The sequence below is a fragment of the Desulfobacterales bacterium genome (assembly GCA_021647905.1).
GTDB lineage: Bacteria > Desulfobacterota > Desulfobulbia > Desulfobulbales > BM004 > JAKITW01.
Genome location: JAKITW010000023.1, coordinates 1 through 22,309, shown reverse-complemented (window position 1 = coordinate 22,309; position 22,309 = coordinate 1). Strand labels below are relative to the sequence as shown.

General features: G+C 56.2%; 19 protein-coding genes and 1 tRNA gene. 14 read left to right on the top strand and 6 right to left on the bottom strand.

All coding sequences use genetic code 11. The features are described 5' to 3' along the window. Positions 1-44 precede the first annotated feature (44 nt). Positions 45-1,817, bottom strand: coding sequence for a M3 family oligoendopeptidase (locus L3J03_05395; GenBank protein ID MCF6290413.1), 1,773 nt, complete (start codon positions 1,815-1,817; stop codon positions 45-47). Positions 1,818-2,096: 279 nt separating this feature from the next. Here L3J03_05395 and L3J03_05390 point away from each other — a divergent pair, with 279 nt between their 5' ends. From L3J03_05390 to trxC, 7 genes are all read left to right on the top strand, one after another. Continuing rightward, entirely contained in the window at positions 2,097-3,707 is a 1,611-nt protein-coding gene (locus tag L3J03_05390) for a hypothetical protein (GenBank protein MCF6290412.1), read from the top strand. A gap of 1 nt (position 3,708) precedes the next feature. Further along, the gene (locus L3J03_05385; protein ID MCF6290411.1) at positions 3,709-4,803 is read left to right on the top strand and encodes a glycosyltransferase family 4 protein; all 1,095 of its coding nucleotides are present in this window, start codon (positions 3,709-3,711) and stop codon (positions 4,801-4,803) included. 172 nt (positions 4,804-4,975) lie between these two features. Continuing rightward, on the top strand, positions 4,976-5,830 hold the full coding sequence (locus tag L3J03_05380) for a DMT family transporter (GenBank protein MCF6290410.1): 855 nt from the start codon (positions 4,976-4,978) through the stop codon (positions 5,828-5,830). Positions 5,831-6,117: 287 nt separating this feature from the next. Continuing rightward, the gene (gene nhaA / locus L3J03_05375; protein ID MCF6290409.1) at positions 6,118-7,326 is read left to right on the top strand and encodes a Na+/H+ antiporter NhaA; all 1,209 of its coding nucleotides are present in this window, start codon (positions 6,118-6,120) and stop codon (positions 7,324-7,326) included. A 115-nt stretch (positions 7,327-7,441) separates the two neighbouring features. Continuing rightward, a complete protein-coding gene (locus L3J03_05370) occupies positions 7,442-7,651 on the top strand; it encodes a hypothetical protein (protein MCF6290408.1) in 210 nt (69 codons plus the stop codon). 16 nt (positions 7,652-7,667) lie between these two features. Further along, positions 7,668-8,345, top strand: coding sequence for a DUF4126 domain-containing protein (locus L3J03_05365; protein ID MCF6290407.1), 678 nt, complete (start codon positions 7,668-7,670; stop codon positions 8,343-8,345). Further along, entirely contained in the window at positions 8,342-8,776 is a 435-nt protein-coding gene (trxC, locus tag L3J03_05360; protein ID MCF6290406.1) for a thioredoxin TrxC, read from the top strand. Before L3J03_05365 ends, trxC begins: the two co-directional genes overlap by 4 nt. A 67-nt stretch (positions 8,777-8,843) precedes the next feature. On the opposite strand, the gene L3J03_05355 is transcribed toward trxC, so the two are convergent. Then, the gene (locus L3J03_05355) at positions 8,844-9,242 is read right to left on the bottom strand and encodes a PilZ domain-containing protein (protein MCF6290405.1); all 399 of its coding nucleotides are present in this window, start codon (positions 9,240-9,242) and stop codon (positions 8,844-8,846) included. A gap of 392 nt (positions 9,243-9,634) precedes the next feature. On the opposite strand from L3J03_05355, the gene L3J03_05350 reads away from it, so the two are divergent. Together L3J03_05350 and L3J03_05345 are read left to right on the top strand one after the other, a co-directional pair. Then, positions 9,635-9,710 (top strand) — tRNA-Arg (locus L3J03_05350). A 299-nt stretch (positions 9,711-10,009) separates the two neighbouring features. After that, the gene (locus tag L3J03_05345) at positions 10,010-12,013 is read left to right on the top strand and encodes an LOG family protein (GenBank protein ID MCF6290404.1); all 2,004 of its coding nucleotides are present in this window, start codon (positions 10,010-10,012) and stop codon (positions 12,011-12,013) included. Positions 12,014-12,317: 304 nt separating this feature from the next. Here L3J03_05345 and L3J03_05340 read toward each other — a convergent pair whose 3' ends face one another. The 4 genes from L3J03_05340 to L3J03_05325 all read right to left on the bottom strand — a co-directional run bounded on the left by L3J03_05340 (position 12,318) and on the right by L3J03_05325 (position 18,186). Beyond that, a complete protein-coding gene (locus L3J03_05340; GenBank protein MCF6290403.1) occupies positions 12,318-14,348 on the bottom strand; it encodes an EAL domain-containing protein in 2,031 nt (676 codons plus the stop codon). Then, positions 14,345-15,052, bottom strand: a complete 708-nt coding sequence (locus L3J03_05335) for a transglutaminase-like cysteine peptidase (GenBank protein ID MCF6290402.1) — start codon at positions 15,050-15,052, stop codon at positions 14,345-14,347. The genes L3J03_05340 and L3J03_05335 overlap by 4 nt, the downstream gene beginning before the upstream one ends. Positions 15,053-15,192: 140 nt before the next feature. Then, positions 15,193-16,353, bottom strand: a complete 1,161-nt coding sequence (locus L3J03_05330; protein MCF6290401.1) for a PqqD family peptide modification chaperone — start codon at positions 16,351-16,353, stop codon at positions 15,193-15,195. A gap of 636 nt (positions 16,354-16,989) precedes the next feature. Continuing rightward, complete coding sequence (locus L3J03_05325; GenBank protein ID MCF6290400.1) at positions 16,990-18,186, bottom strand: nucleotidyltransferase family protein; 1,197 nt, start codon at positions 18,184-18,186, stop codon at positions 16,990-16,992. Between the two features lie 262 nt (positions 18,187-18,448). On the opposite strand from L3J03_05325, the gene L3J03_05320 reads away from it, so the two are divergent. From L3J03_05320 to L3J03_05300, 5 genes are all read left to right on the top strand, one after another. Beyond that, on the top strand, positions 18,449-19,660 hold the full coding sequence (locus L3J03_05320) for an AAA family ATPase (GenBank protein MCF6290399.1): 1,212 nt from the start codon (positions 18,449-18,451) through the stop codon (positions 19,658-19,660). Positions 19,661-20,228: 568 nt separating this feature from the next. Continuing rightward, complete coding sequence (locus L3J03_05315) at positions 20,229-20,489, top strand: ribbon-helix-helix domain-containing protein (protein ID MCF6290398.1); 261 nt, start codon at positions 20,229-20,231, stop codon at positions 20,487-20,489. Further along, complete coding sequence (locus tag L3J03_05310; GenBank protein ID MCF6290397.1) at positions 20,489-20,764, top strand: type II toxin-antitoxin system RelE/ParE family toxin; 276 nt, start codon at positions 20,489-20,491, stop codon at positions 20,762-20,764. Before L3J03_05315 ends, L3J03_05310 begins: the two co-directional genes overlap by 1 nt. A 528-nt stretch (positions 20,765-21,292) precedes the next feature. Then, the gene (locus L3J03_05305; GenBank protein ID MCF6290396.1) at positions 21,293-21,529 is read left to right on the top strand and encodes a ribbon-helix-helix protein, CopG family; all 237 of its coding nucleotides are present in this window, start codon (positions 21,293-21,295) and stop codon (positions 21,527-21,529) included. Further along, positions 21,522-21,863, top strand: a complete 342-nt coding sequence (locus tag L3J03_05300) for a type II toxin-antitoxin system PemK/MazF family toxin (GenBank protein MCF6290395.1) — start codon at positions 21,522-21,524, stop codon at positions 21,861-21,863. Before L3J03_05305 ends, L3J03_05300 begins: the two co-directional genes overlap by 8 nt. Positions 21,864-22,309: the final 446 nt, after the last annotated feature.

Below are 22,309 nucleotides of genomic sequence, written 5' to 3'. Positions count from 1 at the left end.
GGAGTCTCGTTGCACTCGCTTATCCGCACCACCCCGTGATCTTGCTATTCGACCATGGTCAGCATCCGGTCGATGATCGCCAGGCCGCCGGTCCAGAACCCGGGATCATCCGGATCAACTCCGAACGGTTTGAGCAATTCATAGGGGCTCCGGCTGCCGCCGGCCTTGAGCAGGTCGAGATACCTGGGCACAAAAGAGTCTCCTTCCTGCTCGTAGAGGTTGTAAAGGGCGAGCACCAGCAGTTCGCCAAAGGCATAGGAGTAGACATAGCCCGGGGTACTCAGGAAATGGGGGATATAGGACCACCAGACCGCATAATCATCGGTCATGGTCACCGAGTCGCCGAACATCGCCCGCTGGGTGGCGAGCCAGTGTCTGGAAATCGCCTCAGTGGACAGCTCCCCCCCATCCCGCCTGCCGTTATGCACCAGGTCCTCGAACCGGTTCATGGATATCTGCCGGAATACGGTGGCGAAAACCGATTCCAGCTTCTGGCAGATAAAGGCCCGCTTCTCATCAATGTTGTCCAGTAAAGCAAGCTGGGCCTTGAACACGATCAACTCGGCAAAGACCGAGGCGGTCTCGGCCAGGACCAGGGGGGTGTCGCTGTTGTAATAACCGCGATCCGCGGCCAGGCATTGATGCACCCCATGGCCCAGTTCGTGGGCCACGGTGGAGACGTCGCGCAGGGTGCCGGTATAATTGACCAGCACGTAAGGATGGACCTCCGGCACGCAGGGATGGGCAAAGGCGCCTCCCCGCTTGCCTTTGCCCACCGGCGCGTGAAGCCAGCGCTCTTCAAAAAACCGCTCGGCGATCCCGGCCATGTCCGGCGAGAACCCGGCAAAGGCCTCCAGGACCATCCGCCGGCACTCGGTCCAGGGAATTTTGGTATCAGGCAGATGGGGCAGGGGCGCATAGCGGTCATAGTCCTTCAGTTCATCCAGTCCGATAAGTTCCCTCTTCACCCGGTAGTAGCGCTGGACGATATCGTAACGCGAGATCACCGCCTTGATGAGCACCTCCACGGTGCAATCCTCCAGTTCGTTGCCCAGATTCATGGAACTGACCCAGGAGGGATACCTGCGCAGCCGGTCGTTGATCATCTTGTCGGCCAGCAGGGTGTTGAATACATGGGTGAGTACGTGGAGCTGGCTGTTAAGCCCTGCGGTGAGTTCCGCGGCCGCCTGTTGCCGCACCTCGCGTTCAGCATGATAGAGATCGGAAAGCACCTCCTCTTCGGTACGGCCCTTTTCGCCGAACTTGAAGGCTCCCATCACCTTCTCAAACAGGGTGGTCCAGGAACCGCGCCCCACCGGGGCCCGTTCCAGAAGCAGTTTCTCCTCGACCTGAGAGAGCTGATGCGGGGCATAACGGCGCATGGCGCCAAGATAATGGCGATACGAGGCCAGGTTCCCGGAGGCGAGCAGGGCCTTGACCCGCTCCTCATCCAGCTGGTTCCATTCCAGCTCAAAAAAGACCGTCTCCCTGCCCACCCGGCTGGCCAGTTCCCGGACCCGCTGCAGAAAAGCGCTCACCTGCTGGTCATCGGTGGCAACGGCAAAGTTTAAAAAGGCAAAGGTGGACAGCCGGCCGAGGATGGTCTCCAGGGACTCCAGCCGCCGGACCAGCTGCAGAAGCTCCTCCGGACCGAGCCCGGCCACCCGGCCGGCAAACCCGCGGTTGATCGCCGCGGCCTCTGACTCAGCCTTGCGCTCATCCCCGGCAATGGCCGGATCGTCATACCCGAGATACAGATGGTCCAGGTTCCAGATGACTTCACTGGTTCCCAGGGTGTGGTTAATCGATGTGCCCATGATTCTCCCATGTCTCTGCCGGCCGGCCCAGGCGCGGTCGCGGTTTTTTTTAAAAAAAAGATGATACCGGCGCCCGGCCGCCTGGTCAACGGATTTTAAGAATCCAATTTCAGTTGCCGGCCGGGGCTGCGATCCATTCCGCCGGCAAGAAGGAGTTGGCCCGATTCCTGTTCTTTATTTCATTCTACCTGAAGCTTTCAAGTTGTGTTAAACAAGAGATGTTACATAATATAACGTAATAACGTATTTTTGACTCCTTACCGGTTATCACGGATATTCATGGCACCGATTGTCGTTATCTCGGGAAAAGAAGAGCCGAACAACCTGGCCCGGCGGCACATCATGGCCTGGCGCCAATTGAGCCTGCTCTGGAACATCCCGGTCTCTTTTCGCTCCTTCGAGACTATTGCCGCGCACACCGAACCGGCTATGGCCTACAGTGTTGCTGTCTCCGAGGATGAGATCCAGGCTGCCGCCTCCCTGACCGGCTGTTACGCCAGTGCCCCGGTTGTCACCTTCCTGGAAAACACCGGCATTGATATCCATGACCGCCCCCTGGCCCGGCGGCAGCAGGAAAAAACCGGTTCAAACGGCTATTGCAACACCTTCAGGATGGCGCACCGGAACCCGCTCCTCAAGGGGGTGCCCGACATCCTGGAGATTCCAGCGCCCGGCATCTCCTTTACCCTGATCCCGGACAGGCCGGCCCTGGAGATACTGGTCCGCCATCAAGGCCTGCCGATAATCGCGCTCAACCCGCCCCATCTGCTGGCCGGGGTGGACCCCTGGCAGTTCGGGGCGCCGGCCGCGCCGATGCTCTACCCGATTCTCTCCAACTGGCTGCACCGGATAGTAAAAAACATTCACCCCCGGATGGAGCCTTTGGCAATAATCAGAATAGACGACCTGCCGCTTACCGCTGAAAAAATCGTCATGCTGGGCGGGACCATATCGCCCCGGCTCGACCGGGCCCGGGCCCGGATGATCCGCCGGCTGCGCCGGTTTGCCCAACGGACCGGCGGCATAATAACCATGATGTACTCTTCCCATTACCAGGCAGCGGCCCAAGGCCCGGTGCCGATCGCCCCGGCCATGCCCGCTTCCATTCAGGAGATGGCCATGGGCGTGAAATCCGGCGCCCTTGAGATCGGCTGCCACGGCATGATCCATCTCCGCGACCCGGCCTCGGGGAAAAAGGAGCTTGATCCCCGGGAGTTTCTTGACCTTGACCAGGAAGAGACCAGACAGCATCTAAAGGCCTGCGAGGCGGAGATCAGACAGCGGTTCGGGGTCTCGCCCACCGGCTTTGTCGCCCCGGCCTGGGGCTATAACCCGGGTATCACCAAACAGGTGGCGGGCAGACGCTACCGGGCCATTGTTGACTCCTGCCGGCACGTTGCAAGCGGCCAATGCGGCCCCCTGTTGAGCCGGGACCCGGAGGCCGGGTTCGTCAACCTCACCGAGACCATGGGACCGGGCCGCACCATGCTTGCCTATGCAGACCCCGGCTTCTGGCGCTGTTATGCCGCTGCCGGGATCCCGATCCATTATATGCAGCACCGGGACAACAACCGGGAGCTGTTCAAACAGTTCATCATGCAACAGGTTGATCCGCAGGCCATCCGGGCCAATGGCCTGCAGGCGCGGCTGGCCGCGGACCTGGAGGACCGGCGCCGGTCCTTTTTCCGCCGGGCGCTCTCTCTCGGCCTGCTGACGCTGCTCACTTCGGCCCGGATCTCCCGCCAACCGGGCGCCTGGAAATATCTATGGAAAACCTTGACCAGCAGTTCCCTTTACACCTTTGTCAAGGCAATGCAATCGGCCGGCTATCGATGTGTCGGCTTCTCCGGGTTGCTCAGGGCTGCGCCAACCAGGGACCGGGACTCCTGACATGCATCCCAAAACCATCCTGCACATAACCGGCATGGGCGGTGCCAAGTACGGCGGCCTGGAGAACTACTTTGTCCAGTTGACCAGGCTCTGCAACCAGCATCGGTACAAGACGGTCTTCCAGTACGAATCATTGCCAGAGGTGACGGCATACCTGAATGACCTGAAAGATCTGCACGCAAAACTACTTGTCCGGCCGGTAAACACAAATCCGCTCCAGGCCCTGTTCACGCTTGTCCGGCTGCTGGGCACAGTCCGGCCGGAAATAATCCACACCCACTTTGTCAACCGGTACGCCCTGCTGCTTACCCCCCTGGTGGCCCGGCTTTTCGGGGTAAGGAAATGTATCAGTTCGGTCCACCTGGTGCCCTGTAAATTATGGCCGGCCGCCTATAACCGGTATGACCGGATCCTGCCGGTCTCCAACCTGGTCCGGGATGCCCTGATCCAGGGAGGCGTTGCCGCCAACAGACTGACCACCCACTACCTGGGTCTTTTCGGGGAACATACGCCTTCCGGGCAAAAAAAAGGCCGGCTGCGGGAACAGTACGCCATCCCGGAGCAGGCCGTGGTCCTGGCCTGCATCGCCTTTGACCACGAGGTAAAGGGGGTTGATGTCCTGTTTAAGGCCCTGGCCCGGATTGTCCGGCAAGACAAGCAGAAAAATCTCCACCTGGTGGTTGTCGGGATAGATCCCGAGCAGTCACAACTGCCCGGGCTGGCGGATGAGCTGGGTATTTCCCGGTTGGTCCACTGGCCCGGGATCCGTGACCAGGCCTGGCGGATACTGAACGTTGCCGACATCTACGTCCAGCCGTCGCGGAGCGAGGGACTGCCGTTTGCGGTCATGGAGGCCATGGCCATGAAACTGCCGGTGGTCTGTACCCGGACCGGCAGCATTGAGGCGGTTGTCGACCGGGTGACCGGAATCGTGGCCGAGCCCGATGACCCCGGCAGCCTGGCAACGGCCATTGAACGGCTGCTGGCCATGGCGGGCCAATGGCCGCAGATGGGTGAGGCGGGATACAGGAGATTCCGGGAACTGTTTTACGGCCCGGAATCAGTAAAAAAGATGATGAGCCACTACATTATCTAAAAGTCGTCACTCCGGCACGGCAAGGTCGGCGCCTTGTGACAACTTTCAGATAACCCCACGGCCGGACGTCCACGGACCCGGCCCCCCCGCCTCCCGCTGGATTGTCATTTCGACCCTTTTTGTTTACCATGGCCCGGCCTGCTTTGCCGGCCTTTTGATCCGGAATCGCCTGATGGGAATATTTTTCATGCTGCTCGCCTCGACGAGCTTTGCCACCATGTCCGCCCTGATCAAGGGCGCGGGCACCGGTATCCCCCTGGCCGAGCTGGTATTCCTGCGCTGCCTGCTCTCAATACCGATCCTCCTGCTGATCATCCGGGTCCGCAAGCGGCCCCTGATGGTGCAGGCAAAAAAAACCATTCTCCTGCGCAGCGCCTGCGGCATGACCGCCATGTTCGGCTTTTTTTATGCCCTGACCCATATGCCCCTGGCCGACTGCATCTTTATCGGCCGGTCCCAGCCGCTTATCCTCTCGTTGCTGGCGCCGCTCCTGATTAACGAGAAAACCCCGCGCTCGGCCTGGGTGGCCATCGGTACCGGCATTGTCGGCGTTTTTTTAATCATGCGGCCCGGCGCGTCCTGGTCCCTGGCCGCTTTTGCCGCCCTGGGCGCGGCCTTTTTCTCGGCCCTGGCCCATATCATGGTCCGGCGCCTCAATGCCACTGACTTCCCCCTGGTGATCGTCTTTAACTTCACCGTGCTCACCGCCCTGGCCACCGGACTCTGGGTCATCCCCCGCTTTGTCATGCCCGCCGCCGGACTGTGGCCCTTTATTATCGGCATTGCCCTGTTCGCCAGCCTGGGCCAGCTGTTCATGACCCTGGCCTACCAGCGCGACCGGGCCCCGGTGGTGGCCTCGTCCAGCTATGCCTCGGTGGTTCTGGCCGTGTTCTACGGGTACTTTTTCTGGGGCGAGATCCCCGGGCCCACCGCCTGGCTGGGCGGTGGTCTGATCATCTTCGGCGGGATTCTGCTCATAAAGAACCGGCTGCGGATAAACGAGCCGCCCTCCCCGGCCGCCAGCTGAAAAACGAAAAGCATATCCGCGCTCACAGGGCACCGAACCCGGAGTCCGGCGGGGCTTACCCTGTGAGTGGTTACAAATCAGGAGTAAAAAAAACAACCGAACGTAACATTGTTAACCGAAAAAGCTTTGATCTTGGGTGATCTTGGGATAAATTTACCAGGCTCATGGATTCTCCCTCCTGTTTCAAGGGCCGTGGATTTCTTTGAAACAGGATTTGGATCTATGGGCTGTTTTATGTAAATCACCATGCATGGAATCCGCTGATATCCTTCTGCCACTCCCGTGAAATGAAAACAATCGAAAAATTCATAAAAAAAGAATCAACAAGTGGCATCTTGTTGATGTTTGCGACTGTTTTGGCGCTGATATTAAGCAATACGTCACTGTCAACGTTGTATGAATCGTTTCTACATATCCCGGTGGAAATACGAATCGGTATATTCAGTATTGATAAGTCGCTTTACCACTGGATAAACGACGGCCTGATGGCGATCTTCTTCCTGTTAATCGGCCTGGAGGTGAAGAGGGAAACACTGGAAGGACATTTGTCCTCCTTAAACCGGCTTATATTACCCGGCATTGCCGCGGTTGGCGGAATGGTGGTTCCAGCGGCGGTCTATTTAACCTTCAACCGCAACGACCCCGTCGCGATCAGCGGATGGGCAATACCGACTGCCACGGATATTGCCTTTGCCCTGGGCATCCTCTCTCTGCTGGGCAACCGGATTCCTGTTTCCCTTAAAATATTTTTAATGGCATTGGCCATTATCGACGATCTGGGGGCAATCATAATTATCGCCCTTTTTTATGCAACCGACCTGTCCGCCCTGTCCATTGCCGTTGCCGCCATGGCCCTGGCGGTCTTAATCGCCCTTAATCGATTCGGCGTTGCCAGGAAAACAGCCTACTTCCTGGTCGGGCTGGTATTATGGGTGAGCGTTCTCAAGTCCGGTGTCCACGCAACATTGGCGGGAGTGGCCCTGGCGTTTACAATTCCGCTGAACGCAAAAGATGCGAACAACCAGCCTGTTTCACCCGTAAAACAGATCGAACGCAGGCTCCATTACTGGGTGGCCCTTTTCATCCTGCCCCTGTTTGCCTTTGTTAATGCAGGCGTAAAGGTCACCCAGATGTCTTTCAGCCAAATGGCCGGACCGTTACCGCTGGGCATCATGCTTGGCCTGTTCATCGGCAAGCAGCTCGGGGTGTTCGGTTTCAGCTGGCTGGCAATAAAACTTAAATTTGCCGTACTTCCAAAAGACAGTGGTTGGATGCAATTCTATGGTGTATCAGTATTAACCGGAATCGGGTTTACCATGAGCCTGTTTATCGGCTCGTTGGCATTTGAAGATGCCCGTATTTTTCAGTATACGGACAAACTGGCAATCCTTGCAGGGTCGTTTCTCTCGGGAATTGTTGGTTATTCGGTGCTGAAAGCAGCCAGAAACAGACAGCCGGGCAACGGTAACGGCTCAACGCTGGACAGTGAAACCTGACTTCCGGTTTATCAGAGGGCAGAGAATATTATATTCTGACCACGACCACTGCTCCATGTTTTTTCACCATCCACCGCCCACTGTTTTTTCTGTCCATTAATACGCTTCAGGCCGGATGACCTATAAATATTCGCCGGGGGAAACAACCGTGACCCGGGACATGGACGAAACAAATAAAAAAACAGAGGATGACCGGCGGCTCGACACCTGCGAGTCCTGCAAGGTCCTGGTGCCGGCGGGACAGCTGATCTGGAAGCAGAACTGGGAGTTGTGGGTCTGCCGGGACTGCTGGGAAGAGGAAGATAACTGCGGCTGCAGCGATTAAAACAGAGGGGGGAACCATGGAGCAGCTTGACCATATCAGCAGCATCATCGCCCTGTCCATGGGGGTGGCCTGGGCCAGCGGCATCAACCTCTATGCCGCCATCCTGGTCCTGGGTCTCCTCGGGGTGACCAACAACATAATTCTGCCCGAACAGCTGGAGATCCTGATGAATCCGATGGTGATCGGCGCGGCCGGGATCATGTACCTGGCCGAGTTCGTGGCTGACAAGACCCCGGGGGTGGACAGCGGCTGGGATACCATCCATACCTTTATCCGGATTCCGGCCGGGGCCCTGCTGGCCGCTGGCGCGGTTGGCAATATGGACCCGGCCGTCATCCTGACCGCCGGAATCCTGGGCGGTGGCCTGGCCGCCGGCACCCATGCCACCAAGTCCGGTTCCCGGCTGCTGATCAATGCCTCGCCCGAGCCCTTTTCCAACTGGATCGCCTCGCTCGGCGAAGATGTGGCGGTGATCGGCGGCCTGTGGATCGCCCTGCACCATCCCATTGTCTTTATCTGCCTGCTGGTACTGTTCATCATCCTGATGATCTGGTTGCTGCCCAGAATCTGGCAGGGAATAAAGACCCTTTTTGCCTCTATCAAACGACTGTTCGGGGACGGCCGGGATGATCAGGCGATCAGCAATGATCCGGGAAACAATACCACGCCCGGCCCAGCCGGAAAGGAGAGGTGATGAGCGCGCTGCATATCGTCTGCCCCCACTGCAATGCGGTCAACCGGGTCCCCGGGGAAAGGATCGCCGAGCAACCCAGCTGCGGCCGCTGCAGAAAAAAACTGTTTGTCGGCCAGCCCCTGGAATTAGATAAAAACACCTTTGACATCCATCTTGCCCGGAACGAGATCCCCCTGGTGGTGGATTTCTGGGCCCCCTGGTGCGGACCCTGCAAGGCAATGGGCCCGGTCTTTGAGCAGGCCGCGGCCCGGCTGGAACCCCGGGTCAGAATGGCCAAGCTCAACACCGAAACCGAGCAAGAGATCGCCGCCCGGTATGAGATCCGCAGCATCCCCACCCTTGCCGTTTTCAAAAACGGCCGGCAGGTCTTCCGTCAGCCCGGGGCCATGGACCTGGCCAGCCTCCTGCGCCTGATCGAAGGTAATATCTAACCTGATTCCGCAACCAGGGCCGGCCAACACGCTTTGGGAAAATACGGGAAATAAGAAAAATGCAGGATCAGGAGTGGACGCGGGGGGTATAGTTGGCCAGGAGATACTCCAGTTGCTCCTCCTGCTGGGCGGTCAACTCGCCGAAGCTGAGACTGCAACGGCGCACCGGCAGAAGGTTGAAGGAGAATTCGTTCACGGTCTCGAAGTCGTTGACCACCCGGGCTGGAATCTTTTCAAGCAGGAAGTCGTCCTGGCCGTAAAGGATATCCAGGGCAACATTGCGCTCACCCTGGTGCGAGGCCTCGTCTATGTAACGGAACGCCAACCCGCCCCGGCTCACATCAACGATGCTCCCGAGCCTGACATCCGAACCGATCCGCAGAGAGGCCACTCCGCCCTCCTTGGCCGGATACCGTTCATGCCGTCTCTGCTCCCCTCTCTCCCCTTCTACAGCCACGGATTTCACGCTCCAATATCGCTTTGATTCCTGGGTATACGGGCGACGATAATGCAGCGAACGTCTTGTTTTTTCGTCCCCCCCGGGTTGCCTGGAAAAATTAACTGCCGACTCTAGACGGTTCCATTCGAAAACACAAGCCTAGTTTTTTTTTACCACTAAAGTACCAGACAAGAACTATCACTTTTTTCGTACAAAGGATTCCTGGTCAGTTCCAGGGAGAGGGAGGGAGTCGCGCTGTTTTCGCGGCAAGGAAGGATGGCAATTACCCCGGGAATGTTTACCGCCACAGAGGAGAAAAAGTATAATGAATCGGGTGGTCAGCCGCCCGAACCGATGGCCCCTCATCTATTGATATTGATTTCTTGCCCGATTCGGGTATTATGCCAGCCGATCAAATTGCCCCCGTAGCTCAGGGGATAGAGCACAGGATTCCTAATCCTGGAGCCGTAGGTTCGAATCCTACCGGGGGCACCAATTTCCTTCCACGCAAATCTTCCTTACTCGTTGCCGTAGAGACTTCCCTAGAGTAACGTCATTCCGTTTCATAGCCGCCCAAACATAAACACCTCGACCGGAAAACTTGATAATTCCGGGCAACATCACCCGTTGCGGGGACACTCTTCTTTGCCATACCTGTCCCCAGGTTCCGTTTTACGAGTCCCCGCCGGAAAGTCAGAAAAATGTTGTCCGTTGCCAACGCAGATGTCACAATGCCTTCACTCCCGCCGTTGGCGAGGGCAACGGCTTTGCAAAAAAATAAACAGGGCATTCTCATGGCAACAGAAAACAGAATTCAATCGTTCCGCGGTTTCCTTCAGTCTTCCGACGGCATCATTACCAAGGTCTTTCACCGCACCGACCAATCCATCTCCTTTGAGGCCGCCTTTGAGCTGTCCGAAGAGCTTAAACAACAGGTCGAGCCCCCGGCAAAAAGCATTGCCCGCCTCACCCAGCAGCATGATCCCTTTATTTTCAGCGAACGTTCCCGGATCGCCCGGCTCGGTATCCAGATCAGTTGCGAAGCCCCCCGGCTCGGCACCATCGAGGGCAACCGGCTCAGCCTGTCGATGGTCGCCACCCGGGTCATCCCCGGCTATCCCGGGCTTGATATTCTCAAGGATTTTTTTGACGAAGGCTTTCCGGTGGGCCGCCTGGTCTACTGCGATCCCGAGGCCCTGCTCAGCTCCGACGAGGTGCTGGCGGCGCTCAAGCGCGGCGACCTGAAGCTTCCCGATTCCACCACCATCTCCAGTGACGGCACCATTCTGATCAGGCCCCATTCCGCGATCTGCCGGTTGCGGGAAGACGCGGACCGGAAAATCCTGGCCCGGATCCTGCTGGAGCATGACGGCCGGGAGATATTGAACCAGTACCAGTACCGCGAGGAGGTGGACACGGTGATCATCCCGCCCAACGAGGGCATCATCACCACCTGCTCGATGTATCTCAACGAGCACTACGTTGTCCTGCAAAGCGGCTTCGAGTTCGGCAAGCACCTACCGGCAACCGTGCTCGACCCGATCAAGACCAGGGGGGTCGGCATCTACCTTGAAATAGTGAACAACAGCAAGAACACCATTGTCAACCCGGTCATCCGGGCCAAGATCTACCGGGGCCGCCGGGATAATTCCGGAAGACCGAAACGGAAAACCGCGGTTCAAGACAACTCCCTCTCCTACCCTTTCCTGAACACCTTTCAAAAAAGATTCAAGTCGATCAAGAACTCCACCTGCCACTTTGTCGATCGCCCCCTGGTGGTGGTTCAAGGCAGGTCGTCTACCCTGAACAAGGCGCCGATCCTGCTCAACGGCCCGGACGAGCCCTGCCGGGTATCCAAGATAAACTGCTCGATGGTACGGCGCTACGCCTCGCCCCAGTCCGCCTGCCCGCACATCTTTGCCACCGCCAGGATCAAGGGGCTGAAGCAACCGGCCACCCTGATCATGAAATATTTCCCCAACGTGGTCGAGCACCACGACATCATCTATCTGGCCTCCAAAAACAGGATCAAGGCCATCTACTTCTACGAACCGTCCTGCAAGTACGGCCCCTTTCTCTCGGACCGGGACCACAACCAACTGGGCGAATACTACGACCTGGGGATCGATGTCTACTGGGTATCTGACCTGACCGGGTCGCTGATGGTCAGCACCATGCGGGACGGCAAGGGTTATTTTGTCCGGCCGGAGCGGCTGGCCGACTTCCATAAATCGATGCTGTTCGCCTTCTACGGGTCGAACCAGAAACTTACCAGGAAGGCGGCCCAACGGTTAAACGAGCTGATCCAGGCTCTGATCGATTTCTGGGGCCAAAAAAACATCGGCATCATCACCGGCGGCGGCAGCGGGGTGATGCAAGAGGCCAATAATGTCGCCCGTAAGCACGGGATCCTCTCTGGTGCCAATTTCCTGGAGATCACCGACCAGGCCATGACCACTGACGTGGATTTCTGCCAGGTCTTCCAGTCAAAATGCCGCCACAGCCGCCAGAAATGGTTCGAGGTGGCCACCTTCCCGATCTTCAACGTGGGCGGGCTGGGCTCGCTGGAGGAACTGGGTATCACCCTGTGTAACTTCAAGCTCTCCATTTCGGAACGGGTGCCGATCGTGCTGTTCGGCACCGAGGGGGCCGAAGAATTCTGGCAGGGTGCCAAGGACCAGATTCTTGAAATGGTGGCGCTCGGCCGAGCGCCCGAGTGGATAAAGAAATACCTGATCATGACCTCGGACCCCAAGGTGGCGGTCCGTGCCTACAAGGAGCTGCTCCAGTTATTCTGAGCCGGGCGGTCACAACTGATCGCTACATTGTCCGGCTCGTAGAAAAGACTCTCTCATCTCCGGCCGCGGCAAGATCCATACCTTTTAATACCTGCTCCAGGGGTCAGGAGTCGGGGTTCTTGGTTCTTGGTTCTTGGTTCTTGGTTAATAGATTTTAACATGCTGTTACCATTAACAATTGTCGGTCTCGCAACAACCCGCTCGACGGACGTGATTCGTCTTGTAACTTGTTGATTTTATTGGGTGGCATTTGAAGCCTTTCGGGTTGTTACGAGTTCATCAACAATTAACAAACAACCATTAACTATCTTTTCCTGCCCTTGAAAACCCTTTCAGAATCTCGATCATCGGTTGGTGGATCGTTTCCGGTGGTGCGAAGCTTAATGGGATAGGGCTTTTCGATGAAGTAGCCCTGCATGGCGTCAAGGTTGAGTTCCTGCAGGATTTGCCACTGCCGTTCTTCCTCCACCCCGATCGCGACCACGGCGATATCAAGGCTGTGGGCAACACTGCACAGGGAGCTGATAAAGAAACCGCTGTCGCTCTCTCGCCCTTTGAGTTCGCTGATATAGGCCCGGTCAATTTTGACGAAATCAGGCCGCAGCGATTGCAGGTATCCGAAGTTGGAAAAACTCCGGCCGAAATGATCCAGGCCGATGGTGTGTCCGTATCGGGCCACCATGGCACGGAACTCCTTGACCCGGTCAAGGTGGTTGATGGCGCTGAATTCAACCACCTCAAAGGTGATCCGCGGCGCCTTGTCCGGCAGGCTGCGCAGGATGGATTCGGTCCGTTGGCTGAAGGAATCATCCAGGAGCGACGAGGGGGAGATATTGATCGCAATCCGGTCTGTGCCCAGGTCCGCCTTGTCAAACTCCTTCACCTTTTCCAGGACCACCAGATCCAGGGCCGCAACCAGGTCAAGCCGCTCGGCGTATGGCATGAAAAGTCCGGCGTTCAACAGGGCGCCGTCTTCCTGGACCACCCGGGAGAAGATCTCCAGATGCACAATCCGGTCCCGGTCCGTACAGGCAACCGAGGGCTGGGCAAACAGGAAGATGTTCCGTTCCCTTATGGCCCGCTCAAGCGCGGCCCGCCATGCCTGTTCCCCCTGGTACTTGTTCTCGCAGTCCCGGGTGACTGTTGCCACCTGCCAGGTGTTCGGCCCATTCCGCTGGGCGGTGCGCAGGGCCAGATCCGCCTCGGACAGCAATGTACCCAGATTGGTGGCGCATTCATACACCGCCGCGCCCACGTGACCGATATTGTCGGAAAGGGTGAGTTGCTCCACCGCCAGGAGGGTCATCCGGTTGACAATGGCGGCCGCCGCCTGTTCGGCATCGTCAGGTGAGGCGCCGGGCATGAAGATGCAGAAATCGCCGCCGGTCAGCCGAGCCACCTCGACCCCCGATATCCGGCTACCTTGGGCCTGGAGTATTTCCGCCACCCGCTTGATTAACAGATCGCCGGCCTGAAGCCCTTTCTGCTGGTTGAGTTTTTTCAGTTCGTGGACCTGGACCAGCAGGAGTGCCCCTTGGATCGCGTTTTCGTTACGCTCAAAATGTGCGGCTACCTGGCTGGCGAGATAACGACGGTTGCTCAGTCCGGTGAGGGAGTCGCTGTAGGCATGTTGCCGCAGCCGTTCAGCAATGGCCACCTGCTCCTCAAACATCTCCTTTACCTTGATGGTCATGCGGTTCATGGCTGCGACCAATTGCCGCAACTCCCTGGTCCGGGGCAGGTGTTCCTGGATCCGGTACTCCTTGTTGCAGAGCGCCTCGGCCTGGCGCTCCACCTCCTGCAAGGGGCGGAGCAGAATCCGCAGGCCCAGGCTGCCGGCGATCAAGACCACAAGTCCAGCACCCGCGAACCAGATGGTCATCCGGGTGGCCGTCTCCCAGAGCATCTTATAGGCATAGCCCGGGTGGCTCTCCACAATGAGGGTGCCGGACTGGTACCAGCCGGACATCACGTTTGCCCGGGCATAGGGGGTCTCTAAGGGGAACAACCGGACAAACCATTGCGGAACGTCTTCGATTTTCACCTTAAGGGTAAGTTCTTTTAAAACAGCGCCGGAAACATCCGTGAGCCGGATCAGCCGGTAATAGCCCCGGTCGAAAATCGCGTTGAGCCGGGACTCAACCGCCACCATATCGTTATCAGCCATGCACTGCGACAGCGACAGTCCCAGGGAGGTGGCCGTATCCTGGGCGTGTGATTGCAGTTGGTTGAAAAGAAACGAGCGGGTGCTTTCAAGCTTTGCCAGCCAGCTTCCGGTAAAGAGAAGCAGGAACAGAAGAAGGATGAAAAGAATGAGCTGTCGATACAGTGTCATGGTCGATTCCCCTTGTCTGCGGTCAATTTTTTGTCCGGCTCTGTCAACAGACCTTCCGGCATCCGTTCTAGGAGATCCTGCCAGAGGGTGAGACGGTTGCGGCCGCCCAGCATCATGCCGCGACCCCGTTGCTTTGCCAGCCAGAGCCCGCTGCCGTTAAAACTGTAGACCGGCACCAGATCTTTCCGTTTTGAGGCCGGCTTGATGGTTTTTTTGATGTTGTCGAGGACCAGCGGCTCGGCGCCAGGGCTGGTGTAGTAGGTGAGGACCATGTGCGGCTGGTCAAAGTCGAGGGCCCTGACGTAGGTAAGCTTCAGCTTGCTTTCCGGAACCCCCATTGCCCTGAGGGTAAAGTACTTGGCCAGGGAAAAATCTTCACAGTCCCCCCCCCGGCTGCTGAGAAACTCCACCGGGGTGGCCCAGTAATCGCTTTTTCCCCAGTGGGAGATGTCGGAAACAAACTCCAGCTGGTTGAAAAAATCATTAACCCTTTTGAGCTGCTCCCGCTCCGGAACAGTGCTGTCCTGCCGGATCAACTCCTGCCACCGCTCCAGCCAGACCCGGGCCTGGTCTCCGTACCGTCGCACCGCCTGGTCGATGATCTTGCTGTCAATCCGAAAATTCACCCTGGTGAGCGCAACACCGGTGGCGGCAAAAAAAACGAGCAGGATCGCAGCACACAGAATGCGGTGTTTTTTGGGCAAAGGATCTCCTTGGGACAAGCGATCTGGCTGGCAAGCGGGGAAGCGCATAGCTGAAGGCGCAATGCGCACAGGATAAAACAACTGAGAACAAATCGCAAATCCCTTCACCCTTTGCGCCATGCCCTCTGCCCCATGCGCCTTCAGCCGGCCCGGCCCGTCAAGCTGTTTTCCAGCAACCCGGCCGCTTCCTCCGGATCTGAAAAAACAAGTTCCAGGCATGCGCACTGTTCCACAACCCTGATCATTGCCTCTATGTCTCCGGGGATGAGATCCCGGTCCGAGGAACAGGTCTCTGCCAGCCGCATCAGGGCCTCTGCCTTGCCGAGTTCCACCAGGCCGGTCGGCGACGGTCTTTTAATCCTGGGAAAGACCACCGCCTCAATCATCGCCTCCGCCCCTGGCCCGGCTATCCGGTCAAGGGGCGGCACCAGATATCGAACCTCCTTTCCATCGGCCCGCTGGTGGACCTCCGCTGACTGCAATCCGGGATAGTAGGGCGCCAGTTGACTTACCGAGCCTGATTTGATACTCATGGGCAGGGCAAACGGGGCGACCGTCAGCTTCTCAACGCTGAGCCCGGCGAGTTCATCGGAATAAAACCGCCAGCCCCGCATGACAAGGACCGCGGCCAGGGTGGTCTTGCCGGACCCGGCCGTTGCCGGAAAAATGATCGCCCGCTCCCCCTTTGCCAGGACCGCGGCATGTAAAAGCAACCGGTTGGCAAAGGCGTCACAGTACCCGGCAAAGGCCAGGGAAAACAGGCATGGCAGCACCCTTTCCGTGGGCACCTTCTCGAAAAGCAACCTGCGGTCCCGGAGAATATCCCAGGTGTCCCCCCCTCCTGTACCCGGAAGTACCCAGATCTCCGTGTCCGCGGCGCTGTTGTTCTTATCAGCCAGTTGTTGCATCAGCGGCCGGAAAGACGAACCGAGCCGAAGATCCTGAATGCAGAACTCAGCCGTATGATTCAAGATCTGATAAGATTGCCTGAAGGCCCAGCAGCGGGGTTCATCGAACCGCGGCCCCTTTGTTGCAAGACCCGGCGCCTGTAACATCTTACCGGCCTGGAGTTTACCGGATTGCTGGTGCCCTGCCCTGTGTTTGGTTCCCGGCGTACCGGGAGGCGGCCGGTCACCGACAAACCCCTTGGCGCGCAAGACCGTCAGGACAGCCGTTGTATCCTGATACGCGGTTGCCCTGTCCACCGGGAAGTGCCGGGTCATCTCTGTTACCAGTTCCTCCAGGGTCGACATCCGCTCCAGGAGACACCAGATAACCGCGGCCGAATGATTCAGGGTCATGATTCGACGGGTCCTTGCGGAGAAAAGGACCCCGCCTTCAGAAAAGGCAAAGAAGTAAATCGATGGGGAGGGTTGCTCCAGCAGAGCGTTATCGGATCGTTCCCTGACCAAGGAGCATACCTCGAAAGCAGGTTACCGGATCAGGTAAAAGCGGAACTCACGGGGTTTGACGGACTTTCCCCGGTGGCAGGAAATGTTCACTCCGGATCATCCCCGTACTGGTTCCTCCCTCGCCGTCTGAACCTGTTACCGCCCGACATCTGGGCGCTACTCTTGCCAACCAGCATGGACATAATCACCGGGGTGGCGTATGCCGCATACACACTTTTACGCAAAAAAGCCCGGCGTTTCTCATCCGCAACATCTTTTCCCGTGCCAACCGGATCCGGTTCTTTGTTCGATCCCGACATTTCGACCTCCTTGTTCCCGGCAGGGGGAATCAACCCGTGACCGACATTGCCCGCCCCATCCGGAAGCATGTCCAAAATCTGCCGGCGCCAAGCGACCTGGCCGGCCTGTCAGTGATAATATAATACGGATATCTACACCGTTGCCGGCCGGGCTGCAAGCTTTCCCGCGCAGAGCGCGGATGTCACGGAAAAACCGATGCAATTGGCCAGGGTTGTCAACAACGGGTTATCTATAGGTAATCCTCGCCCAGTTCCGGGCCTGGACCGCTTTAACCATAAGATGATGGATTCGCGCCGGATAACAACGACTGCCAACCGTATACCGCGTATTTCCCCAGACAAAGGCGGGCAACCTCATATAATAATAAACTTTAACGAGAATCTTAAGCAATGGCCCGAGAATTCTTTCGTATTTGCGCTGATGTCTCCCATTATCGGCAGATATATACTTGCCGGCCGCCACAATACGCGCCGCATGCCATTTCGCCCGTTTCAGCGGCGGGATATCCCGGGGAACCTCCACTCCCTGTAAGCGGTTCGCCAGGTGCAGATAGGTGCGGAACTCGATACCATGCCCTGCTTCTGTTCCGCGGTTGAACCAGTCCGGCCAGGAGATCTGTGGACCATACCTTTGGACCAGGTGGGAAAAATCGCTTAATTGCTGCAACGAGACCAGGCCACGGCTGAAGGTCATTCCTTGCACCAGGGCGTGTCCTGCGTTGTGGATCAATCGCTCGGTCGGGTTCAACAGATACGCCGGCTGCCCGTCCAGCCTTGTCCTGACAAACCTTTCCCTCTGGATGGCGGGCGGAAAAAGCCGGCCCGCCTGCTTACTGATGATTTTATAATGGATCTCCACCGGGAACCGGGAGCCGGGCCGGTGGAAGGCCGGCAAATGGTGGTGATGACTTGCCGCGGCCGGATCCTTGACCTCCAGTTCCGGATTATCCGCCTTTCCGTATCCTCTGCCCCGTAATATTGCACAGACGGCGCGGGTATCCCGGGGGTTCACCAGGATATCGATATCTCCCATCATTCTGGCGCCGGGATCACCATAGAGATGATCACAAAAGGTGGCCGCCCCCTTGAGCAGGACCGCGGGAATGGAATGGTCGGCAAAATCAGCGAGCAGCCTGGATAATTCCTGTTTGCCAGCCTCATTGCGCCCCAGGTTCAGGAGGTAAATATTTTCCAGATAAGCTTGTAATTCCGTGGGCAACCGATAAAGCAACTTGTCAGATTTCAGGCAGACGTACCATAGCGGGGTGCACAGGTGCAGATTTGCCAGAAACAACAGTCCTTCCCAGTCGATCCGCCCTTGCCGCATCGCCTTTTCCAGCCCCGCCCTTGTCTCCCTGTTTTTCCAGGACGACAGAAAAAAGGCCAACAGGGCATAGCTGTTATTTAAAGGAGGTGGGCGCATCACAAAGAATCAACCATGGCGCAGCGGGCATGGCGCAGAGCGCATGGCGTATCATTTAGCTTGCCAGCTTCCACGCTATTCGCCGAGCAGGCCGTGCGCTATCCAGTAGCAGGGAATCTTGGGGAGTTCCGACAAGACAAAGGTTCTGGCGGTGGTTGTCAGAATCGTATCTGAAAACCCTTCGGACACATAGGAGTGAATTACTATTGACCATTACTTTCGATAGGATTACATTACGATCATGCATGAAGAATTATTTAGCTTGAGCAGCCATTTTATTCGGATTTATGATCGTAAGTACCAGCGCCGTTTTTTGACGGAACTGGGGAAAAACCGGTTTTCCATTGTCGTGGGCCAGCGGGGCGTGGGCAAAACAACCGTTATGATTCAGCACCTGCGACATGCTTTTGATGGTCACTCTGCAACGCCTCCGGTTCTCTATATCCAGGCCGATCACTTTCTGGTGGGACAGAGTTCTTTGTATGAGATAGCGGAAGAATTCCATAATTTCGGCGGCCGGCTCATCTGTTTTGACGAAATTCATAAGTACCCGAACTGGTCCGGCGAGCTGAAGAGCATCTACGACACCTTTCCCAAGTTGAATATACTGGCCTCAGGCAGTTCCGCGCTTGAGATCCACAAAGGGAGCCATGATCTGAGCAGAAGGGCTATTGTCCGGCATCTGCCGGGCTTGTCCTTCCGGGAATTCATCGAACTGTTCCGTGATATGGCCCTGCCCTCTTTTTCCCTGCTAGAGATCATCACCAACCATGAGCGGATAGCCCCGGATATCATTCACGACATTGAGCAACAGGGGGCGAAAGTCCTTGCCCTTTTTCGTGATTATCTTGCCTTTGGCTATTATCCATATTTTCAAGAGTTCAAAGACAAAGAGCTTTTCTACATTACCCTGGAACAGAATATCCACACCTCCATCGAAAATGATCTCCTTGCCGTACATCCCGGATTAAGCGGCGCCAGTATTAAAAAAATCAAGAAACTGCTTGCCGTCATCTCCTTGTCCGTGCCTTTTACGCCTGATTTGAAGAAGATGAAAACCATCCTTGAAATCGGTGATGAAAGAACATTAAAGACCTATCTTACCTTTCTGGAAGACGCGGGCTTGATACTTACCCTGCCGAAAACCGCAAGCAGGCTAAGGCAACTTGAAAAACCGGAAAAAATTTACCTGAACAACCCGAACCAGATTCTTGCCATCTGCAGCCGCGGGCAAGAGAACAGGGGCAATATCAGAGAGACCTTTTTCATGAATCTGGTATCGGTGCACCATAACCTCACCGCACCGGAGAGAGGGGACTTTCTGATTGATAACGAGTTTACCGTTGAGGTCGGCGGCAAGGGTAAGGATTTCACCCAAATACGGGATGTACGCCGCTCATATCTCGCCATGGATGATATTGAGACAGGATTTAAAAATCGGATTCCTCTCTGGTTGTTCGGTTTCCTGCATTGACTTTGGGCTTTCAGCTTTGAGCTTTTTCAGCCCTGCGCCCTGCGCCCTGCGCCTTTTATGTCTCACTTTTCCTCAATCCCTAAATTCCGCTGCTGTCAAGAATGAAGATCCTATGCCCCCTATGCCTCGGAATGACACCGGTGTGTGATATGCCATGTTTGCCGGTCTCGCATCTCGTCCTTGCCAGCCTAAAAAACCGCCCTCAACTTACTTTCATACCAGCGCTTGAGACCGATCACCCATTCCGGATTATGCTCTATACCGAGCAGGCCGTGCGCTATCCAGTAATAGGGAATCTTGGGGAGTTCCGACAAGACAGGCTAAAACAAGTACTATTACTCGTTTTTTCAGCTAGTTAGCTGGTCCGACCCATGAGAACATCGACTTGCCAAAACGAGTCACAATAAGTATACTAACCAGCATGGCTGGACCATAACTTTTGGGCCGCAGCCACAACCAACAATGAAAATCTCCTCGCTTGCGCATCCCTGCCGGGGAAAGGCTGAAATTGATTAATTCTATTTTAATCACTATGGTTAAAATAGATTCAAAAATCAGGAGGATTACTATGAACACCAAAGTACTGACAGCTCACATCCCTCTGCCGCTTGCCGAAAAAGTGGACCAGATTGCAACTCGTCTTGAACGTTCGCGTGGCTGGATCGTGAAACAGGCATTGCTGGCATGGATCGCCCAAGAAGAAGAACGCCAACGTTTGACCATGGAGGCACTTGACGATGTCGATGCCGGTCATGTCATCGATCACCAGGCTGTGCAGGCATGGGCGGATAGTCTCGATACCGACAAGCCGTTGCCTGTGCCGCGTTGATGAAACTGCAATGGACCAGCAGGGCGCTTGCCGATCTGGTGCGACTTTATGATTTTCTTGCGACAGTTAACCAGCAGGCGGCGGCGCGTACCGTACAATCCCTCACCAAAGCGCCAGTCCGCCTCCTTGAACAGCCTCGCCTCGGTACGAAACTGGAAGAGTTCGAACCGCGGGAGGTTCGTCGCATTTTAGTTGGCCGATATGAAATGCGCTACGAGATACAGGAGTCCGTAATATATGTATTGCGGATTTGGCATACGCGGGAAGATCGATAGGCACTTGTCGTTTTCCTTGGCATCATACAGCCACTGAAGCCGTCTTCGGCTATCCTTGACTAGTTTGATTATGCCGCTGTCCGAGAAATACCGCGTCCGATTCAAGAAAAAGTAGCATGAAAGGTTGCGACGCCTCAACCATAATTCGCCTGTCCCCTTGTCGAATAATCCCTTCCGGCCCCCGCTTGCCCGCCGTAGCCTAGCGCGTAGGCGGGACCTCAAGTCCCCTACGCCCTGCGCCTTGAGCCCTTCACAATTCAAAATTATCCCTTAGTGACGGGCCATGATCAAGCACGCACACCCGACAAAAACTTATAACGCAAGACCTGCCCCCACGCAGACGTGCACATGCCGCTATCTCCGTGGATGAGCGTATCAAAGAACGAACCGAACTGATTAGAATTACACTATTTCATGAACGTCCCGCTGTCTTCACGCGCTGTCTTCACGACCCCACGAAAACATCGAGTTGCCAAAACGAGTCACAATAAGTATACTAAATGATAGTTACAATAAAGGAGACAACATATGGCTACAATTTCAATACGGATTCAGGATGATATCCTTATAGAGATCAATGAGCGAGCCCGGGCGCTACATATGCCCAGGGCCGAGTATGTCCGCAGAGCAGTGGTGGCAATGAATGAACAGGTTGCCAGGGAACTGCGGAAAAAGCGTATTATGGAGGCATCCAGACGGGTTCGAGAAGAAAGCATGAGAGTGAATGCGGAGTTCGATGCGATAGAGGATGCCCCTGATGTATAACCGCGGCGAAATCTGGCTGGCCAATCTCAATCCCGGCAAAGGCACCGAGGCCGGAAAAGTTCGGCCGGTGCTGATTGTTCAATGCCAGGAGCTCCTTGACGTAAGCCATCCGTCAACTTTAATTATTCCCCTTACCACGAATCTTATCGACGATGCGGAACCGCTTCGCTTGCGCATCCCTGCCGGGGAAAGGCTGAAAAAGAACTCCGATCTTCTTGTCGATCAAGTACGCGCTATTGACAACAAAAGACTTATTGACGGCCCCTTACTGAGCTGTCCTCCAACTCTTATGACTCAAATTGACCAGTTCCTAATGGAAGTTTTAGGTCTCTAAGCTTTGTCGGTCTCGCAACAACCCGCTCGACGGACGTGATTCGTCTTGTAACTTGTTGATTTTATTGGGTGGCATTTGAAGCCTTTCGGGTTGTTACGGGTTCATCAAGCTTTCCCCAGTCCCTGAATTCCTTATAGTTCCCATTTTGATGGTGAAATAGCCGGTTTAAAGACAAAAAAAGAGGCCATCTTCAGGAATTTATCTTGTAATTTAAAGATGTTGTCTTGGTCCGACCCCGCACCGACGGTAAGCTTTCGGTAAACCCCGTACGTTTGAGGTTGGACCGGGAAAGGGTTTTCTTATACCGAACGGTGTAGCGGACCCTGAGCCGCAGCCGTGACGGCAAAAGCGGAATTTGAAACAACTTCGGCAGGATATGCTTATGGGTTCCGAATCGCCGCCGCGGCGAAGCGAGTTCCTGCTTGATAGCCTGTTTATGAACAGCC

What these genes read in the sequence shown, in the direction of transcription:
- L3J03_05395 (MCF6290413.1), bottom strand. Translation starts at nt 1,817, where the DNA reads ATGGGCACATCGATTAACCACACCCTGGGAACCAGTGAAGTCATCTGG.
- L3J03_05390 (MCF6290412.1), top strand. Translation starts at nt 2,097, where the DNA reads ATGGCACCGATTGTCGTTATCTCGGGAAAAGAAGAGCCGAACAACCTG.
- L3J03_05385 (MCF6290411.1), top strand. Translation starts at nt 3,709, where the DNA reads ATGCATCCCAAAACCATCCTGCACATAACCGGCATGGGCGGTGCCAAG.
- L3J03_05380 (MCF6290410.1), top strand. Translation starts at nt 4,976, where the DNA reads ATGGGAATATTTTTCATGCTGCTCGCCTCGACGAGCTTTGCCACCATG.
- nhaA (MCF6290409.1), top strand. Translation starts at nt 6,118, where the DNA reads ATGAAAACAATCGAAAAATTCATAAAAAAAGAATCAACAAGTGGCATC.
- L3J03_05370 (MCF6290408.1), top strand. Translation starts at nt 7,442, where the DNA reads ATGACCTATAAATATTCGCCGGGGGAAACAACCGTGACCCGGGACATG.
- L3J03_05365 (MCF6290407.1), top strand. Translation starts at nt 7,668, where the DNA reads ATGGAGCAGCTTGACCATATCAGCAGCATCATCGCCCTGTCCATGGGG.
- L3J03_05345 (MCF6290404.1), top strand. Translation starts at nt 10,010, where the DNA reads ATGGCAACAGAAAACAGAATTCAATCGTTCCGCGGTTTCCTTCAGTCT.
- L3J03_05340 (MCF6290403.1), bottom strand. Translation starts at nt 14,348, where the DNA reads ATGACACTGTATCGACAGCTCATTCTTTTCATCCTTCTTCTGTTCCTG.
- L3J03_05330 (MCF6290401.1), bottom strand. Translation starts at nt 16,353, where the DNA reads ATGACCCTGAATCATTCGGCCGCGGTTATCTGGTGTCTCCTGGAGCGG.
- L3J03_05325 (MCF6290400.1), bottom strand. Translation starts at nt 18,186, where the DNA reads ATGCGCCCACCTCCTTTAAATAACAGCTATGCCCTGTTGGCCTTTTTT.
- L3J03_05315 (MCF6290398.1), top strand. Translation starts at nt 20,229, where the DNA reads ATGAACACCAAAGTACTGACAGCTCACATCCCTCTGCCGCTTGCCGAA.
- L3J03_05310 (MCF6290397.1), top strand. Translation starts at nt 20,489, where the DNA reads ATGAAACTGCAATGGACCAGCAGGGCGCTTGCCGATCTGGTGCGACTT.
- L3J03_05305 (MCF6290396.1), top strand. Translation starts at nt 21,293, where the DNA reads ATGGCTACAATTTCAATACGGATTCAGGATGATATCCTTATAGAGATC.
- L3J03_05300 (MCF6290395.1), top strand. Translation starts at nt 21,522, where the DNA reads ATGTATAACCGCGGCGAAATCTGGCTGGCCAATCTCAATCCCGGCAAA.